The following is a 17,638-nucleotide window of genomic DNA, read 5'->3' on the forward strand; positions in this document are numbered from 1 at the left end:
GGCGCTAACCAGGTGCAGTCAAACTGCCGTTTTAGCGAACCATTCAGGTTCATTCGGACACGCAAACACCCTCTCCCTACGTTGCAGGCCTTATGCAGCGCCACTTCGCTGCATTAGTCGAATCTCGCCACGAACAAGCGTCGCGACGACGCAACATTCGTATCGATCCGCCAGCGAAGTTGCGCTCATGCACTAGGAAACGTCCAATTCCTGCTAACTCACCGGTGTAATCTTGGTCGCGCGATAAGCGCTTAACCGGTCATCGATACCGTTTGGGGGAAGAATGACTGATGGCGATAACAGGGTCGGTAAGAGATGCGTATCCGGTTTGCGGCCGCGTTTTGCACGCAATGTTTCGCTCAGCTTGCGAATAACAATGCTGGCCATAACCATTGCGATAGCGAGCGCCTGCGACAGTGCATCGGCCGATAACGAACAGGCGAAGAATTCTGCTAACTGGACCCATTGTGCAGACGAGCGGGGCACGTGCAGCTTCAACGGCACGCGCGACGTGCGCTACGGCAGCGAGACGCACAACACGGTCAAGTCGCTGACGAACGGCACGCCATGCGACAACGGGATATTCGGCGACCCCGCGCCTGGCGAACTCAAGCAGTGCTGGATCGCGGGCACGACCGACGCGGCCGGCCCTTCCGCGTCCGCCAAAACCGCCACTGCATCGACGGACGATGCCTCTGAGCAAAGCGAGTGGCCGATGAAAGCGCCTCCGCGTGCGAACGATTCGCAAGGACTCCGTTGTAACAAATCGTCGGAGGTGGCGGCCGCGAACGCACAGGGCGATCTCCTCGACGCGGACACGCCAGGCAGCGACGGCACACGCCTCTTTCCGCTCGACCGTTCGTTCCAGATTGTCATCACGACACGCGCGCCGCGCGACGACAAGCTCGCATGGAAGGTCCGCGATGCATGGGGCACCGTGCAAGCAAGCGGGACATATGGCGTGGCGCAAGGCGCGCGTCAGGTAACGTTGAATTGCGAGTCCTCGCTGGCGGGTTACTTCGCGCTGTCCGCATCATTGGACAAGGCGCATGGGCAATTGACGGCGCGCGGCACGCGCCCTCAGGGCATTACGACCTTCGGCGTACTGCCCGACGTATCGGCGAGCGTGCCGCCCGTGCGTTACGCGCACGCGGACCTGCATCGCTTCGGTGGCCAGGGCGGCGCGTTCGTCGGACCCGGCCAGCGCTGCTGCGACGGCGACGGCTATCGTCCGCTCTATACGCGGCTCGGCCTCACCTGGGTCAACGACAATCGCAACTGGTACAAGGAAGAACCGGATCGCGCGGACACCTTCAATCCCGCCACGCGGCAACTCGAACCGTGGTTCCGCAAAGGCGACCTGCTGCGGCTGATCCAGCTAGATGGCTTTCCCGGCTGGGCGAGTCCCACGGGCAAGCAGACGCATAGCTACCTGCCGAAGTCGACGACAGCGCTGCGCGAATACATGCAGCGCGTCGGCACTGAATCGAGCCGCGTGCGCAACACGGTCTTTCCGACGCAGACGAGCAACTACTACCAGGTGACGTGGGAACCGGATCTGGCAGGCGGCCTGCCCTGGCGCGACACCGATGCAAATTTCGTCGAGCTATATAAGTCCGTGCATGAAGGCATTCATGCAACCGATCCGAACGCCGTCGTGATGGGCCCGACGTTTGGATCGGTGGTCGGCAATATCGAATGGCTCAAGCGTCTCGCGCCGCTCGGTCTGCCGAAGTATCTGGACGGGATCGCCATTCACGGCTACTACGATCCGGGCGGCAACAGCCCGTCGCATCCGCCCGAACGTCTGATGAACGCGAGCAATCCGCAGCAGGCGCAATACGCGCTGCCAAACGCGATGCGCGCCTTGCGACGCGTGATGACGGATCAGTACCGGCCAGGCGCGAAGCTGTTCGCGACCGAGACGGGCATCAGCTACGACGTCGGCGAAGAGTACGGCCCGCACTATCCGCCCAACGACGTGCTGTACGCGCAAGGCGCCGTCGTCGCGCGCACGCATCTGATCCTGCTCGGCGAAGGCGCGGACATGACCTACATCTTCTATTCGAACGATTCACCCGCTGCGACGCCCGGCTACGGCGTGTTCTTCGATCTCGATCATCCGAAGGGCGCGTTCGGCCCGAGCACGGTCAGCCCGAAGCCCGCCGCGTCTGCGATCGTCGCGATGACCCGGCTTATCGACGGCACGGCCACACTCGGACCCGTGAAGCGCACGCCTGCGGGCGTCTATGCGTACGCGTTTCAGCGCCTGAACAACGGCAAGGTCGTCACGGCCGCCTGGACACATGACAACGCCAGGTGGAACAAGTCGACTCACTTCGACCCGACAGCGGGCGTCGCCTGGCGTTTGCAGGTGGATGCGCCGGGCACCGCGGGCAAGGTCACGGTGTTCGACATGATGGGCAATCCGTCGAGCGTGCCCTACGAGGATGGTTACGTGTCGCTCACGCTGACTGAGACGCCCGTGTATGTAGTGTCGTCGAATGTGGCGGTGATGAAGGCCAACGTCACCACGCCGGCGGGCTATGTCGCGCCGTGACCGCCGTGTGGAAGAGCGCGTCAATCGGCGCGCAGCCCGTGTCTGCGCGCGGCTTTTCACTTTGGCCATACAAGACGGCATTTAGGCGTCAGACGACAGAACCGCGCTTTATTGCTACGTCTAGACTCTGAGCAATGCTGCAAACCGCGCGTCATACGAGCGTCACGCAGCGCAAAACTATCGAGGCCATGACGACGGAGCGGTGGAATGACCGGTTTGGGCTGGATCATGGTGATAGTGGTTGCAATGCTGGCGTCCTGGCTGCTGCTTAGCGTGGGCGTCGCCGTTGCCATCGCTCTTCTGTTCGGCACTGCGTCGCGGCTGTTCGCCAGCGATCACGATCAATAGACAGGCAAGCCGGCCGGGCACGCCGGCGGCCCGTCACACGTGCGACGCGTGTGACGGGCGTTGTGCTGTACGCCGTTTGGCTGCATCCATTAAACAAGACCACATGACGAGAGAGAGACATGGCCGCCACGTGTGCCGATTATCTCGAAGCAGGCGATTTTCTTCAGGTCGTCAAAATGACACCGCTCGTGTCGATCGACCTGATCGTGTCCGACTACTCGGGGCGAGTGCTCGTCGGGCATCGGCGAAACCGGCCGGCGCTCGGCACCTGGTTCGTGCCGGGCGGACGCATCTGCAAGAACGAAAGGCTCGACGCGGCATTCACGCGCATCGTCGATGCGGAACTCGGTATCTCGGGCATGGAGCGCTCGGCCGCGCGTTTCGGCGGTCTGTTCGAACACCTTTATAAAGACAACTTCGCCGGCGCGGACAAGATCACGACGCACTACGTCGTCATCGCGTATTTCCTGACGCTCGAGAACACGGCGTCCGTCGGGCGCTTCGACCAGCACAGCCGCTACATCTGGCTCCCCCCCGAGGCGCTCCTCGCGCGCGACGACGTGCACGAAAACACCAAGGCGTATTTCCGCTGAGTCCACAGGCGAGGTTCGTCGTCGGGCAAAAAAACGGCGCGGCGGATCACACCGCCGCGCCATCTCCCATCCGCCGGAATCAGACCCGGCTCAACAGTTCCGCCAGTTCGTCCTGCGCGCCCTCGCCGTTCGGCCCAGGTTCGCCCTGCATGCGGCCGCGCAAATAGGCATCGAATGCATCTTTCACTTCGGGATGGCGCAACGCGAACTCGACCGTCGCCTTCAGATAGCCGAGCTTGCTGCCGCAGTCGAAGCGCTTGCCGTTGTACTGGTACGCGAGCGCCTGCTCCGAGCCGAGCAGCGACTGGATCGCGTCGGTCAACTGGATTTCGCCACCCGCACCGGGTTGTTGACGGCGCAGATGATCGAAGATCGCGGGCATCAGCACGTAGCGGCCCACGACGCCGAGATTCGACGGCGCATCTTCAGGCGCGGGCTTTTCGACGATCCCGGACATCTTGAAGAGCCGATCGTCCCACCGCTTGCCGTCGATCACGCCATACGAGCGCGATTCCTGCTTGCCGATCTCCTCGACACCGACAATCGAGCAATGATAATGATTGAACAGGCTCACCATCTGCGACAGAACGGGCGGCTCGCCATCGAGCAAATCGTCGGCGAGGATCACGGCGAACGGTTCGTCGCCGACCAGCTTTTCCGCGCACAGCACCGCATGTCCGAGCCCGAGCGGCTCCGACTGGCGCACATAGCAGCATTCGACATGGCTCGGCTTGATGTTCTGCACCAGTTCCAGCAGCGCGAGCTTGCCGCGCGCGAGGAGCTCGCACTCGACCTCGTAGGATTTGTCGAAATGGTCTTCGATCGCGCGCTTGCTGCGCCCCGTGACGAAGATCATCTCCGTGATGCCCGCCGCGATTGCCTCCTCGACTGCGTACTGGATCAGCGGCTTGTCCACGACCGGCAGCATTTCTTTCGGGCTCGCCTTCGTCGCGGGAAGGAATCGGGTGCCGAGACCGGCCACCGGGAACACCGCCTTGCGTATGCTGAGCATGCTCGCGCCTCTTTTGAGTGGTTTGATAAGCATCGATACGCCAGCGTATTCCGCGAATATCGAGCCGATCTGCCAACTTCTCGGTATTTTCCGACTCAAACCGACAGCGCCTGAAAACATGGGCCTATGATGGACCCAAGGCACGCAGACCTTTATTCTTTCGCCGTCCTCGGCACTGGAGACAGACGATGCGATATGAGCACGCGGTGAGTCGGTGGCTGGATTCAACCTCGTCGAGCGCAGTCGTCAATGTCGGGCACATGGTCAAACGTATCGGCATTCTCGTTTTTGAACGGTTTCCGCTGAGCGACGTGTGTCTGCTCGCTGACGCATTCCGGCTCGCCAACGAAGCACAGGCCGATCAGTCCGGCCCCGAGGGAATGGGTATCGAACCCTCCTATTCGATCGTGATGCTGTCCGAAATGGGCGGCAGCGTCGTCAGCAGCTGTTCGCTGCGCGTGTGGACGGAAAGCCTCAATGGACCGCTGCTGAACGGCTTCGATACGCTGTTCATCGTCGGCGGTCCGGGCGCGTCGCGCGCGAAGGCAAACGAACGGCTGATCCGGCGCCTGCGCGCCATCGCGCCGAAAATCCGCGTGGTCAAGGCGCTCGACGAAGGCCTCGGCGTGCTAGCGGCCGCCGATCTCGCCTTCGAGCGGCGCGGCTGGCGCAGCATGTCGGGCGCAACCGACGACTCTGGCAAGCCCGCCACGCCCCTCGCGAGCGACACGCAATGGCAGATCGAGCCCGGCGCCTCGATCGACGTCGACGCGCCCGTGCGTTCGATCGCGGCGGCGCTCACCGTCATCAAGCGCGATCACGGCACGCCGATCGCGCGGCTCGTGTCGGAGCGCGCGCTATCGGGCACGTCGCGACGGCTCGATGCGATTCTCGACGACGACGAAAAAAAGGGCATCACCCGCAAGATCACGACGGCCGCGCACTGGATCCGCGAGAACTACACGCGTCACATTTCGGTGGCGGAAGCCGCCGAAGTCGCGAAGATGAGCGAGCGCAATTTCCTGCGGCGCTTCAAGGCGCAAGTGGGACTCACGCCGTCGGAATACCTGCTGCGCGCACGGCTCGACGCGAGTTGCCTGCTGCTGACGGAGACCGACATGTCGATCGACGGCATTGCACGGCGCTGCGGCGTGCGCAGCGGCGACGGGCTCGCGAAGATTTTCCGTAAGCGTCTGTCCATTTCCCCGACCGACTATCGCGCGGCACACCGGCACAGCATGTCGAAGAGCTGATCCCGGCGACGTGGACTGTTGGCCCGCATTCCCGTATTTGGGACGATGCGTTTCGCATCGACGCGGGCATGAGCTAATAACAAAAATAACGTTGGTGGCAGCGGACAGGCGCCCGTAGGATTCGCCCTTTTGCGCGTTTTGCGCGTTCCCGCCGCATGTCCACTGTTCTCGCGCCCGAAACAGGCGTCGCGCAAGCATCTTCCCGCGCGCACAGCAAGCCTGTCATCCGTTCCGCCGCCGACGTCTCGGCACTCGTCAACCAGGGCGCCGCCATTGGCAGCGACGCGCGCATCGTCGTCGCGATCGCGCTCGGCGGCGTGTTTCTCGATGCCTACGATCTCGGCGCGCTGGCGTTCGGCCTCAAGGACGTCGCGCGCGAATTCTCGCTGACGCCCGCAGGCACGGGTTTCGTCGCTTCCGCGATCACGTTCGGCGCGATCGTCGGCGCGTTTCTCGGCGGCTTTCTGACCGATCGCATCGGCCGCTACCGCGTGTTCATGGCCGACATGTTCTTCTTCGTGATCGCCGCGCTCGCCTGCGCGTTCGCGCCGAACGCGTGGGTGCTCGGCGGCGCGCGCTTCGTGATGGGTCTCGGCGTCGGCATCGACCTGCCCGTCGCGATGGCGTTTCTCGCCGAGTTCTCGCGGCTGCAAGGCAAGGGCAACAAGGCCGCGCGCGTCGCGATGTGGTGCCCCGTCTGGTATGCGGCGATCAGCGTGTCGTATCTGCTCGTGCTGGCGTTCTATGCGACCTTGCCGGAGGCTCATCAGCCTCTGCTATGGCGCCTGATTCTCGGCTTTGGCGCCGTGCCGGCGATCGTCATCATCCTGATCCGCAGCCGCTATATCAGCGAATCGCCTGTATGGGCCGCGAATCAGGGCGATCTGAACGGTGCCGCGCAGATTCTCAAGCGCTCGTACGGTATCGATGCGGACGTCGCGCCGGATGCCGCCGCCAACGCGAAGCAGAATCACGTGCGCACGGCATCGTGGAAGAATTACGGCACGCTGCTCAAGGGCGTGTATCTGAAGCGAACGGTGCTCGCGACGGTCATCGCAATCGCGTCGTCGTTTGCGTATAACGCGGTCGCGTTCGGTTTGCCGGTGATCATCTCGAGCTTCCTCGCGCAGTCGATGCTCACCACGATCCTCGCGTCGCTCGTGCTCAATCTTGCGTTTGCGTTCGTCGGCGGCGTCATCGCGGTCCGAACGGTGCCGAAGTTCGGCGCGTGGAACATGACGGTGCTCGGCTACGCGTGCCAGCTCGTCGCGCTGGTCGGTCTTGCTGTCGTCGGCAAGCCGGCGGGTGGCGCGCAGGTCGCCACCGCGATCGCGATGCTCGCGCTGTTCCTGTTCGGCCAGGGCTTCGGGCCCGGCTCGCACAGCATGACCTTCGCTTCCTTGAGCTATCCGACTTCGCTGCGCGGCGTCGGCGTCGGCTTCAACCAGACGCTGATGCGCGCAAGCTCGACCGTCTCGCTGTTTCTGTTCCCCGTGCTCGCCGCCGCGCTGCATACGCGCGTGTTCTGGATCATCGCCGTCGCGCCGCTGTGCGGCCTGATTGCGCTGCTCGCGATCCGCTGGGAGCCGTCGGGCTACGACGTGGACGCGGAAGACTTCGCGCCGGCCGCGTCGCTCAGGCAGCAATAGCCCGCGCGCTTCCTGCACCAGGCGGAACAGCGCGACATTCGCTGTCGTCGCCATACCGACAAGGGTCTCCGGGCAACCGGAGACCCTTTTTTACATTCGACGGCGCAAACAGTTGAGAAATGGCACCGCGTGTCGTGCGTCGCCAACGCCTTATTCTGGAGTCCAGATATTTGCATTTATCGAGATGAAAAGACGTGCAATGATCGCGCCGCTACGCCCATGTGGTGCCTGCATATTGACGTCACCTGCGAGCGGGCATTCGTAAAAGAACGTTTTCATCTCAACGTCATGATCAATTTCCTGCTCGATCTGATTTCGAACCTGATCATCCTCGCCATGCTGCTGACGGCCTGTTGCGTGATCAACTGGATGAGGCCAGACGCGAAGGCGAACGGCTATCGGGTGTTCGTGGTGCTCGTCGCGATCGCGCTGCTGTTCGACGGGGCGCTGACCTTTCTGGTGTTCGCCGATTCGCAGGCGCGCTATGGCAAGTTCAGCACGGCGCAAGCATTCGTTCCGCGCCTTGCCGCGTATGTCGCGGCATGCGGCATCGCCATCGGCCTGTCGCGTATGCGCAGCCGCAAGGCAGCCGGGCGCGCCGGCGGGCGCACCGTCATCCGCACGTCGCCTTCCGCCCATTGACCGCGATCGGCGTGGACCGTTTTCCGCCTGGAATATGTCTTGCTGACGGCCGCGCCATCGCCTATAACAGTCGATGATTGCAAGCGGCGGCAACAGCGCCGCCGTTTCTCGCATATCGGGCAACCTGCCCGCTCAAGCCGTTCGCCGTACGAATAACAAGTCGTGTAGCACAAGCGATGGACGCGGCGTCCGCTCTGCTGGTCCGCCTCGCGTCCACTGCGCCGTCGCATGCACGTAGTCAGTCATACGAACCGACTCAAGCGAGGGAATCGTGGATATCGAAGCCGTACGCGTCTTTCTGATGACCCGGGGCATCGACTTCGGGACCAAGGTACTCGGTGCGATCGTTCTGTGGATCGTCGGGCGATGGGTGATCGGACTCGTCATCGGCCTGTTGCGCAAGGTGCTCGCGCGCAACAGCAAGGTCGACCCGACGCTCGCGCACTACCTCGGCTCGATCCTCGGCGCGCTGCTGAACCTGATCCTGATCCTCGCGATTTTGCAGGTATTCGGCGTGCAGACCACGTCGTTCGCCGCGCTGCTCGCGGGCCTCGGTCTGGCGATCGGCACCGCGTGGGGCGGTCTGCTCGCGCATTTCGCGGCGGGCATCTTCATGCAGGTGCTGCGACCATTCAAGGTCGGCGATTTCGTGACGGCGGGCGGCGTGACGGGGACGGTTCAGGAACTCGGCCTGTTCGGCACGACGATCGTTACGCCTGACAACGTGCTGACCATCGTCGGCAATAACACGATCTTCGCGGGCATCATTTCCAATTTCAGCGCGCAGCCGGTACGGCGGGTCGAACTGACGGCGAAGGTCGCGAACGGCGTCGATCCCATCGATGCGGCGAACCGCTTGCGGGCCGCCGTCACGAAGATTCCGAATGTGTCGGAAAGCCCGCCGCCCGATATCGAGGTGCTGTCGTTCACGCCGGAAGGTCCGCTGCTGTGCGTGCGGCCTTACACGCACAACGACAACTACTGGCAGGTGTATTTCGACACGAATCGCGCGATCATCGAAACGTTCCGCGAAGCGGGCTACCCGACGCCGGAAACGCCTGTCGTGCGGCGCGTGGCGCCGTAGCGTTTCTGCTGCGATTGCATCCTCTGCGCAGCAGGCACCGCGCGCGATGCCTGCTGGCCGCTTAGTCGGCCGAGCGTGACGGCTGACGCTTGCTGCGCATGATCTTCCATAGCGCGCCGAGCGCGACGGGCACGACAGCGGCACCGATACCGACCAGCGCGATCACATTCAGATACTGGCGGATGAACGGAATATTGCCGAAGAAGAAACCGAGCAGCGTCAGAAGCAGCACCCAGAACAGCGCGCCCGCGACGTTGAAGAACTGGAACCGCTTGACGCTCATCTGCGACGCGCCTGCGACGAACGGCGCAAAGGTCCGCACGACGGGAATGAAACGGGCGAGCACGATCGTCTTGCCGCCGTGGCGCTCGTAGAAGTTGTGCGTCTTGCGCAGCGCTTCGCGATCGAGGAAGCGTTCGAGCACGGGTATGTGCGAGTCGAACACCTTCGGCCCGATTGCCCGGCCGATCATGTAGTTCACCGTGTTGCCGAGCACGGCCGCCACCAGCAGCAGCACGATCAGCAACTCGATATTCATCTCGCCCGTCGCGCAGAACGCGCCGCCGATGAACAGCAGCGAGTCGCCCGGCAGAAACGGCAGCACGACGAGGCCTGTCTCGCAGAACACGATGAGGAACAGCACCGCGTAGACCCACGCGCCGTACTGATGAATGAAGACTCCCAGAAACTTGTCGATGTGCAGGACAAGATTGAAGAATTGCAGCAGCGTGTCCAAAGGTCGTCCTTTTAAAAGCAGATGGCTGGCATGACGGGGACGGCGGCCCGTCTTGTCTGGCGGTTTGGCGCGCCTCACGCAGGTCACGGCAGTGACGAAGCGTCCCGAGGCACGAAATTGACCGCGCAATGATACCGAAAGTGCCATGACGACCTTAAAAAATGTCGCCTGCTTTGTGCACGTTCAGACGATCTGCGACGAATCGCTATAATTTCGCCATGTCCGCGATCCCCGAATCTTCCGAAACGCGTGCCAACGCGCCCGCCGGCGCACCTGCCGCGCCGAATTCCATGTCCGACCGCGACGAGAACGCAGCCGAACGCGACCTCACGCCGCGTCCGCTGCGTGCAATCCAGCCACTGCCCGACCAGCTGATCAGCCAGATCGCCGCAGGCGAAGTGGTCGAGCGGCCGGCGTCAGTGGTGAAGGAATTGCTCGAGAACGCGCTCGACGCGGGCGCGAAAACGCTGCGCATCCTGCTCGACGAAGGCGGCGTCAAACGCATCTCGATCACCGACGACGGCTGCGGCATTCCCGAAGGCGAGCTCGCGCTCGCGCTGATGCGTCACGCGACCAGCAAAATCCGCTCGCTCGCCGAGCTCGAAGCCGTGGCGACACTCGGGTTCCGAGGTGAGGCACTGGCGTCGATTGCGTCGGTGTCGGACATGCACATCACGAGCCGCACTGAGAACGATTCGCACGCGACGCGCATCGACGCGCAGACAGGCGCGCTGTCGCCCGCAGCGGGCACGCGCGGCACGACGATCGAAGTGCGCGAGCTGTACTTCAACACGCCGGCGCGCCGTAAATTTCTCAAGAGCGAGCAGACCGAACTCGGCCATTGCCTGGAGATGATCCGGCGCGCGGCGCTCGCGCGGCCCGATGTTGCGATTTCGGTGCTGCATAACGGCCGCGCCGTCGAGCACTGGAACGCCAGCGATCCCGCGACTCGCGTCGCGAAGATTCTCGGCGAGACGTTCGCGACCGCGCATCTGCCGCTCGACGAATCGGCGGGACCGCTGGCCGTCTACGGTTGCGCCGGTCTGCCGACCGCAAGCCGCGGCCGCGCCGATCAGCAGTATTTCTTCGTCAACGGCCGCTTCGTGCGCGACAAGCTGCTCACGCACGCCGTGCGCGCCGCGTACGAAGATGTGCTGCACGGCGACCGTTATCCGTCGTATGTGCTGTTCCTCGATCTGCCGCCCGAGGCCGTCGACGTGAACGTGCATCCGTCGAAGATCGAAGTGCGCTTTCGCGATTCGCGCTCGATTCACCAGTTCGTGTTCCATGCCGTGCAGCGCTCGCTGGCGCGACATGCGGGTGCATCGCCGGAAACGACGTCGGGCGGACACGCCGCGCGCATCGAGCCGATGCCGATGCCGTTTCCGACGCCGGCAACGCCCGCGACGCCCACCACCCCCGGTTCATTCGGCTCGACGCCGCTTGGCGGCGGCTTCCGGGTCAGCGATGGCGGCAGCTCGCAACCGGGCAACACGTGGCTGCGCCAGGCGCGCATGACGCAGGGCACGCTGCCCGTCGCGCAGCCGCTCGCGCTCTACGACGCGCTGTTCGGACGCAAGGACACGGGCGCGGGCACACAGCAAGGCACGACTACGTTTGAACTGCGCGACGCGCCGGACACGGCTGATGGCGTCGGCGCGCCATCCCCGTTCGCGGGTTTTGCGCCAAAGCCGCCCATCGCGCCGCAGAGCTTCGATGCGCATGACGAGCAGCCGCTCGGATTCGCGCTCGGTCAGATCCACGGCATCTACGTGCTCGCCCAGAACGCGCGCGGACTCGTGATCGTCGATATGCACGCGGCGCATGAGCGCATCCTGTATGAGCAGTTCAAGAACGCACTCGTGGATCGAGCGATTGCCGTGCAGCCGCTGTTGATCCCCGTGTCGATGCCGGCTGATGGTGTCGAGATCGGTGTCGTCGAAGAGGAACGCGAGACGCTCGATGCGCTCGGCTTCGATCTGGCCGTGCTGTCGCCGACGAGTATTGCGATTCGCGCCGTCCCGGCGCTGCTGAAGGATGCCGATTTGCAGGCGCTGGCGCGCGCGGTGCTGTCCGATCTGCACGCGTACGGCGGCTCGCGCGTGTTGACCGAGCGTCAGCACGAACTGCTCGGCACACTGGCCTGCCATCACGCGGTGCGCGCTAACCGGCGCCTCACGCTCGACGAAATGAATGCGCTACTGCGCCAGATGGAAGCGACGGAGCGCGCGGACCAGTGCAATCACGGGCGGCCGACGTGGTATCAGTTGACGCTAGCCGATCTTGATCGGCTGTTCATGCGCGGACAGTGAGCGGGTTCGTTTTGCACTGCCGCTTACGCCTGTCATCCCGTATGTCATCACGCCTCTCATGACGCAGCACGCACCTCAACCGATCGCCTGCCTGCTCGGCCCGACGGCTTCCGGCAAGACGGCGGCCGCGCTGGCGTTCGCTGCGCGCGCGCCTGTCGAGATCGTCAGCGTCGATTCGGCGCTGGTGTATCGCGAGATGGATATCGGCACGGCGAAGCCGTCGGCGGAAGAACGCGCCGTCGCGCCTCACCATCTGATCGACATCGTCGATCCTGTCGATGCCTACTCTGCCGCCGATTTCCGCGCCGACGCGCTGCGCCTGGTCGGCGAGATCGTGGCGCGCGGCAACGTGCCGTTGCTGGTTGGCGGCACGATGCTGTACTACAAGGCGTTGACGCAAGGGCTGAACGATCTTCCCGCCGCCGATCCCGACGTGCGCGCGACGCTCGATGCCGACGCTGCGCGCGAGGGCTGGCCTGCACTGCACGCGCGCCTCGCGGCTGTCGATGCAGTCACGGCGGCGCGACTTGCTCCGAACGATTCGCAGCGTATCCAGCGGGCGCTTGAAGTGTTCATGCTGACGGGGCAACCGATGTCGGCGTTGCTCGCCGCGCCCACGCGCGATGACGATGCAGCGCGGCTTTATCGATTCGTTCCGATTGCGTTGGAGCCGTCTGATCGTAGTGTGCTGCATGCGCGCATTGCGGCGCGGTTTGATGCGATGCTTGCGGCTGGGTTTATTGACGAGGTGAGGCGGTTGCGCGCGCGTGGGGATTTGCATCCCGGGTTGCCTTCGATGCGGTGTGTGGGGTATCGGCAGGCCTGGGAGTATCTCGACGGCGAGACCGATTACGACACCATGCGGGATAAGGGCGTCTTTGCGACGCGGCAGTTGTGTAAGAGGCAGCTTACGTGGCTGCGAGCTATGCCTGGGCGGGTTGTGGTTGATTGTTGTGGGGCGGAGGCTACTGCGCTTGCCTTGCAGGCTATTGAACGTGTTGTTGGTTGAGGTTTTTTGTTCTGCGACGCGTTGGGTGTTTTTTCGCTGGCATCCGCGTTGTGCCTCTGGTTTGCGAGCGTTGCCCCTGTGCGGGGCGGCACCTACTTTTTCTTTGCCGCCGCAAAGAAAAGTAGGCAAAAGAAAGCGGCTCACACCGCCAGTTCTTGTATTTGCCTGAGGGCCCCCACAGGTTCTTACACTTCACGCGTCAACGCACCTGTCCACGCTCGTTGCCAACGTTCTCTCCCTACGCCTCACCCGCTTCACGTGCCCGCGTCGCAGCACGCCGCGCCAGATAGTCCACGGCCGCCCAGGGGGCCTATCCGTCATTTTGTGGGCGAGGCATATCATGAGAGGTAAAAGTCATGGATATGCCAATGAAGAAGAAACGCACGGTGGCGTCTCAGGCAGCGGCCCGAGGGCCGCTGCCTGAACTGCCCAAGGCACTGCTGGACGAACTGGTCAAAGGGCCGATGACGCCAGGCGAGGTGCAGGATCTGATGCTGGCGTTTAACAAGGCGATTATCGAACGCGCGATGGGTGCGGAGATGAATCTGCATCTGGGGTATCCGCCGGGCGAATCCAAACCCGCTGGCCAGGCCAACGAGCGCAACGGCGCCAGCCGCAAGACGGTCATCACCGATCGTGGCGTCGTCCGGGTCGAGTTGCCGCGCGACCGCGACGGCAGCTTCGAGCCGATCCTGATCCCCAAACACGAACGCCGCTTCACCGGCTTTGACGAGCGCATCATCGCGATGTACGCGCGTGGCATGAGCGTGCGTGAGATCCAGGCCTTTCTGGCCGAGAGCTACGGCACCGAGGTGTCGCCCGATTTCATCAGTTCGGTCACCGACGAGGTGATGGCCGAAACGCTGGCCTGGCAGAACCGTCCGCTCGAGACGATGTACCCGGTGGTCTTCTTCGACGCGTTGCGGGTCAAGATCCGCGATGACGGTGTGGTCAGCAACAAGGCGGTGTATCTGGCTCTGGGCATTCAGGCGGACGGCCAGCGCGATGTGCTGGGCCTGTGGATCGAGCAGACCGAGGGCGCGAAGTTCTGGCTCAAGGTGTTCAACGAACTCAAGACCCGCGGCTGCCAGGACATCCTGATTGCGGTCGTTGACGGCCTGAAGGGGCTGACCGACGCGATCGGCGCGGCTTATCCGAAGACGGCGGTGCAAACCTGCATCGTGCATCTGATCCGCAACAGCCTGGAATACGCGGGCTGGAAGGACCGCAAGGCCGTCGCCCAGGCGCTGCGTCCGATCTACGCAGCGGCCAGCGAAGAGGCCGCGAAGCAGGCTCTGCAAGCCTTCGCTGATGGGCCATGGGGCGCGAAATACCCGAGCATCGTGCAGTCCTGGCAGCGCGCATGGGAGCACGTCACGCCGTTCTTCGTGTTTCCACCCGAGATCCGACGGGTCGTGTACACCACGAACGCCATTGAGAGTCTGAACATGCAGTTACGCAAGATCATCAAGACCCGCGGTCACTTCCCCAATGACGATGCTGCCATCAAGCTACTCTGGCTGGCATTGCGCAACGTCCTGGCCAAAAACGTGCGCTCAGCCTTCGACTGGAAGTCAGCCATGAACCAGTTTGCTATTCTGTTTGGCGATCGATTCACGCAGGCGCGCGGCTAACGATTCCTTTAACCGCCTCGCCCACAAAAATGCGGACAGGCTCCGCCCAGGTGGCAAACTGTGTGTAGGCTTTTGCGCCATACACGCTTCACTCCGCACTGAAAAGCAAGGTCGGTGTCTCTGGTAAGAACGCTGACATTTTGGGCACTACAACCTACACACAGTTTGCCACCTGGGCGGCACAAATCATTCGCTGCCGCCGGTCCGTGTGCGGGCGTTTGAAGAGGGTGAGGCATCGATTCGAAGCGTTGGCAACGAGCACCAGCCGGAGCACTGCCGAGTGAAGCACGGGAACGTTGGGGGCCCATGGATAAGAACACGGGCTGGCGGTGTGAGCCGCTTTCTTTTGCCTACTTTTCTTTGCGGCGGCAAAGAAAAGTAGGTGCCGCCCCGCACAGGGGCAACGCTTGCGAACCAACAACATCACGCGGATGCCAGCGAAAGCCCCAAACCAGAAAGTACAAAAAAACGAAAAAGCAAAAAACAAAAAAGCCGCCCAACTCCCGCCGGACGGCTTCGCAAACTCTGCCTGAAAGGCAAATCAAACCACCACAGTCTGCGCCTCACCTTCTGCGCTCTCACGCACGGCACCGATCTTCCACACCTGCTCGCCAGCGGCAGACAACAGCCCAATCGCCTTATCCGCGTCAGCGGCAGACACAATCACCGCCATCCCGATTCCGCAATTGAACACCCGATGCATCTCCGCATCAGCCACGCCGCCATGCTTCTGCAGCCATGCAAACAGCGGCGGCAGCGGCCACGCGCGGTGATCCAGCTCGGCTGTCAGGCCTTCCCGCAGCACGCGCGGAATATTCTCAACGAGACCGCCGCCCGTGATATGCGCCATGCCCTTCACTTCGAGCTGCTGCATCAGCGCCAGCAAAGGCTTCACATAAATATGCGTCGGCGCCATCAGCGCATCCGCAAGCGAACGACCATCGAAATCGGCATTCAAGTCCGGCTGAGCACGCTCGATCACCTTACGCACCAGCGAAAAACCATTCGAATGGATCCCGCTCGACGCCAGACCCAGCACCACATCGCCCGGGACGATCTTGCTGCCGTCGATGATCTTGCTCTTTTCGACCGCGCCGACGGCAAAACCCGCCAGGTCGTACTCGCCATCCGGATACATGCCCGGCATTTCAGCCGTTTCGCCGCCGATCAGCGCGCAACCAGCCAGCTCGCAGCCCTGCGCAATGCCCTTCACGACCGTCGCGGCCGTGCCGACGTCCAGCTTGCCGCACGCGAAGTAGTCGAGGAAAAACAGCGGCTCGGCACCCTGCACCAGAATGTCGTTCACGCTCATCGCGACGAGATCCTGGCCGACTGTGTCATGCTTGTTCAGCTGGAACGCCAGCTTCAGCTTCGTGCCGACGCCGTCCGTACCCGACACGAGCACCGGCTCCTTGTACTTCTTCGGCACCTCGAACAGCGCGCCGAACCCACCGATGCCGCCCAGCACGCCGTCGCGCAGCGTCTTTTTGGCAAAGGGCTTGATCGCGTCGACCAGGGCGTCGCCCGCGTCGATGTCCACGCCCGCGTCGCGATACGACAAACCTTGGGCCGAATCAGGGGAATTCGGGGCGGATTTCGGTTGATTCATGGGGGGAGAGCTCGAAGGTCGGTAAAATGCGATTTTACCCGATGCCGGCCGCACGGCTGGAATTTGAGACGCCGACACGACACCTGGGAAACCCGCTTTGCAGCAAAACAGTCCGATCCTCACGCCGTATCAGCGCCGCGCCTTTATCTGGCTTGCCATTGCGCTTGCCGTCGGCATCCTGCTCTGGCTGTTGAGCCCCGTGCTCACGCCCTTCCTGCTCGGTGCGATCCTCGCCTACATCTTGCAGCCGGGCGTCGCGTGGATGACCCGTCGGCGCGTCCCGCGCGGCATCGCCGCAATGCTGATGATCCTGTTCTTCGCCTTGATCGTCACGCTGCTGGGGCTGCTCGTGCTGGGCGTCATCCAGAAGGAAGTGCCGCAACTCAAGCAGCAGGTGCCCTCGTTCTTCTCGCATCTGCATGGCTGGCTGCAGCCCAAGCTGGCGTTGCTGGGCATCATCGATCCGCTCGATTTCGCGAGCATTCGCGACGTGGTGATGGGCCAGCTCGAAGGCAGCGCGCAGACGGTCGTGCTGTACGCGTGGACCTCGATCCGCACCAGTTCCAACGTGATGATCACGGTGGTCGGCAACGTCGTAATGGTGCCGCTCGTGCTGTTCTATCTGCTGTACGACTGGAATGCGATGCTCGCGCGCCTGCGCGGCTTCATCCCGCGCCGCTTTTTCGCGAAGACGATTCATCTCGCGCGCGACATGGATCACATGCTGTCGCAATACCTGCGCGGCCAGCTGCTCGTGATGGGCGTGCTCGCCGTGTTCTATGCGGCCGCGCTGTATATCGCCGGGTTCGAGATCGCGCTGCCCGTTGGCATCTTCACGGGGCTCGCCGTCTTCATTCCGTATATCGGCTTTGCGACGGGCCTCGCGCTCGCGCTGCTCGCCGCGCTGCTGCAATTCGGCGACTGGTACGGGTTCGGCGCCGTCGCGGTGATCTACGGCATCGGACAGATACTCGAAAGTTTCTTCCTGACGCCGCGGCTGGTCGGCGAACGGATCGGCCTGCATCCGCTCGCGGTGATCTTCGCGCTGCTCGCGTTCGGCCAGTTGTTCGGCTTTTTCGGCGTGCTGCTCGCGCTGCCCGTCAGCGCGATACTGTCTGTCGCATTCCGCGAGTTGCGGCAGAGCTATCTGTCCAGTTCGCTTTACAAGAACTGATCGCTTATCGGTTCGCATATCGG

Annotated in this window: 14 protein-coding genes; 11 read left to right on the forward strand and 3 right to left on the reverse strand. The window is 63.1% G+C overall.

The genetic code is table 11. From position 1 onward, the window contains the following. Window positions 1-376: 376 nt before the first annotated feature. The 3 genes from PPGU16_RS13295 (at window position 377) to PPGU16_RS13305 (ending at window position 3,501) form a co-directional block, all read left to right on the forward strand. Window positions 377-2,560, forward strand: coding sequence for a glycoside hydrolase family protein (locus PPGU16_RS13295; RefSeq protein ID WP_180720396.1), 2,184 nt, complete (start codon window positions 377-379; stop codon window positions 2,558-2,560). Between the two features lie 207 nt (window positions 2,561-2,767). Beyond that, on the forward strand, window positions 2,768-2,908 hold the full coding sequence (locus tag PPGU16_RS13300; RefSeq protein ID WP_180720397.1) for a hypothetical protein: 141 nt from the start codon (window positions 2,768-2,770) through the stop codon (window positions 2,906-2,908). A gap of 119 nt (window positions 2,909-3,027) precedes the next feature. Next, window positions 3,028-3,501 (forward strand): GDP-mannose mannosyl hydrolase, encoded by a 474-nt coding sequence (locus PPGU16_RS13305; RefSeq protein ID WP_180720398.1) that lies wholly within the window; start codon window positions 3,028-3,030, stop codon window positions 3,499-3,501. A 79-nt stretch (window positions 3,502-3,580) separates the two neighbouring features. Here PPGU16_RS13305 and galU read toward each other — a convergent pair whose 3' ends face one another. Next, the gene (gene galU, locus PPGU16_RS13310; RefSeq protein WP_180720399.1) at window positions 3,581-4,513 is read right to left on the reverse strand and encodes a UTP--glucose-1-phosphate uridylyltransferase GalU; all 933 of its coding nucleotides are present in this window, start codon (window positions 4,511-4,513) and stop codon (window positions 3,581-3,583) included. Window positions 4,514-4,701: 188 nt separating this feature from the next. On the opposite strand from galU, the gene PPGU16_RS13315 reads away from it, so the two are divergent. The 4 genes from PPGU16_RS13315 (at window position 4,702) to PPGU16_RS13330 (ending at window position 9,141) form a co-directional block, all read left to right on the forward strand. Next, a complete protein-coding gene (locus PPGU16_RS13315) occupies window positions 4,702-5,766 on the forward strand; it encodes a GlxA family transcriptional regulator (protein WP_180720400.1) in 1,065 nt (354 codons plus the stop codon). Window positions 5,767-5,921: 155 nt separating this feature from the next. Beyond that, complete coding sequence (locus PPGU16_RS13320) at window positions 5,922-7,415, forward strand: MFS transporter (protein ID WP_180720401.1); 1,494 nt, start codon at window positions 5,922-5,924, stop codon at window positions 7,413-7,415. Between the two features lie 288 nt (window positions 7,416-7,703). Beyond that, window positions 7,704-8,057 carry a hypothetical protein gene (locus PPGU16_RS13325; protein WP_180720402.1) on the forward strand — a complete coding sequence of 118 codons (354 nt, stop codon included), beginning with the start codon at window positions 7,704-7,706 and terminating at the stop codon, window positions 8,055-8,057. Window positions 8,058-8,328: 271 nt separating this feature from the next. Further along, window positions 8,329-9,141: a mechanosensitive ion channel family protein gene (locus PPGU16_RS13330; protein WP_180720403.1), complete on the forward strand. Its 813-nt coding sequence runs from the start codon at window positions 8,329-8,331 to the stop codon at window positions 9,139-9,141. Between the two features lie 61 nt (window positions 9,142-9,202). Here the strand turns inward: PPGU16_RS13330 and PPGU16_RS13335 are convergent, their stop codons facing one another. Further along, window positions 9,203-9,877 carry a DedA family protein gene (locus PPGU16_RS13335; RefSeq protein WP_180720404.1) on the reverse strand — a complete coding sequence of 225 codons (675 nt, stop codon included), beginning with the start codon at window positions 9,875-9,877 and terminating at the stop codon, window positions 9,203-9,205. Between the two features lie 218 nt (window positions 9,878-10,095). Here PPGU16_RS13335 and mutL point away from each other — a divergent pair, with 218 nt between their 5' ends. The 3 genes from mutL to PPGU16_RS13350 all read left to right on the forward strand — a co-directional run bounded on the left by mutL (window position 10,096) and on the right by PPGU16_RS13350 (window position 14,832). Further along, window positions 10,096-12,189, forward strand: coding sequence for a DNA mismatch repair endonuclease MutL (mutL, locus tag PPGU16_RS13340; RefSeq protein WP_180720405.1), 2,094 nt, complete (start codon window positions 10,096-10,098; stop codon window positions 12,187-12,189). A gap of 58 nt (window positions 12,190-12,247) precedes the next feature. Continuing rightward, window positions 12,248-13,198 (forward strand): tRNA (adenosine(37)-N6)-dimethylallyltransferase MiaA, encoded by a 951-nt coding sequence (gene miaA / locus PPGU16_RS13345; protein WP_180720406.1) that lies wholly within the window; start codon window positions 12,248-12,250, stop codon window positions 13,196-13,198. 362 nt (window positions 13,199-13,560) lie between these two features. Further along, window positions 13,561-14,832 carry an IS256 family transposase gene (locus tag PPGU16_RS13350; RefSeq protein ID WP_418016271.1) on the forward strand — a complete coding sequence of 424 codons (1,272 nt, stop codon included), beginning with the start codon at window positions 13,561-13,563 and terminating at the stop codon, window positions 14,830-14,832. Between the two features lie 541 nt (window positions 14,833-15,373). On the opposite strand, the gene purM is transcribed toward PPGU16_RS13350, so the two are convergent. Beyond that, complete coding sequence (gene purM, locus PPGU16_RS13355) at window positions 15,374-16,441, reverse strand: phosphoribosylformylglycinamidine cyclo-ligase (RefSeq protein WP_180720407.1); 1,068 nt, start codon at window positions 16,439-16,441, stop codon at window positions 15,374-15,376. Window positions 16,442-16,538: 97 nt separating this feature from the next. Between purM and PPGU16_RS13360 the strand changes: the two genes are divergently transcribed. Continuing rightward, a complete protein-coding gene (locus PPGU16_RS13360) occupies window positions 16,539-17,615 on the forward strand; it encodes an AI-2E family transporter (protein ID WP_180720408.1) in 1,077 nt (358 codons plus the stop codon). Window positions 17,616-17,638: the final 23 nt, after the last annotated feature.

Source organism: Paraburkholderia largidicola (assembly GCF_013426895.1).
GTDB lineage: Bacteria > Pseudomonadota > Gammaproteobacteria > Burkholderiales > Burkholderiaceae > Paraburkholderia > Paraburkholderia largidicola.

What these genes read in the sequence shown, in the direction of transcription:
- PPGU16_RS13295 (WP_180720396.1), top strand. Translation starts at nt 377, where the DNA reads ATGCTGGCCATAACCATTGCGATAGCGAGCGCCTGCGACAGTGCATCG.
- PPGU16_RS13300 (WP_180720397.1), top strand. Translation starts at nt 2,768, where the DNA reads ATGACCGGTTTGGGCTGGATCATGGTGATAGTGGTTGCAATGCTGGCG.
- PPGU16_RS13305 (WP_180720398.1), top strand. Translation starts at nt 3,028, where the DNA reads ATGGCCGCCACGTGTGCCGATTATCTCGAAGCAGGCGATTTTCTTCAG.
- galU (WP_180720399.1), bottom strand. Translation starts at nt 4,513, where the DNA reads ATGCTCAGCATACGCAAGGCGGTGTTCCCGGTGGCCGGTCTCGGCACC.
- PPGU16_RS13315 (WP_180720400.1), top strand. Translation starts at nt 4,702, where the DNA reads ATGCGATATGAGCACGCGGTGAGTCGGTGGCTGGATTCAACCTCGTCG.
- PPGU16_RS13320 (WP_180720401.1), top strand. Translation starts at nt 5,922, where the DNA reads ATGTCCACTGTTCTCGCGCCCGAAACAGGCGTCGCGCAAGCATCTTCC.
- PPGU16_RS13325 (WP_180720402.1), top strand. Translation starts at nt 7,704, where the DNA reads ATGATCAATTTCCTGCTCGATCTGATTTCGAACCTGATCATCCTCGCC.
- mutL (WP_180720405.1), top strand. Translation starts at nt 10,096, where the DNA reads ATGTCCGCGATCCCCGAATCTTCCGAAACGCGTGCCAACGCGCCCGCC.
- miaA (WP_180720406.1), top strand. Translation starts at nt 12,248, where the DNA reads ATGACGCAGCACGCACCTCAACCGATCGCCTGCCTGCTCGGCCCGACG.
- PPGU16_RS13350 (WP_418016271.1), top strand. Translation starts at nt 13,561, where the DNA reads ATGCCAATGAAGAAGAAACGCACGGTGGCGTCTCAGGCAGCGGCCCGA.
- purM (WP_180720407.1), bottom strand. Translation starts at nt 16,441, where the DNA reads ATGAATCAACCGAAATCCGCCCCGAATTCCCCTGATTCGGCCCAAGGT.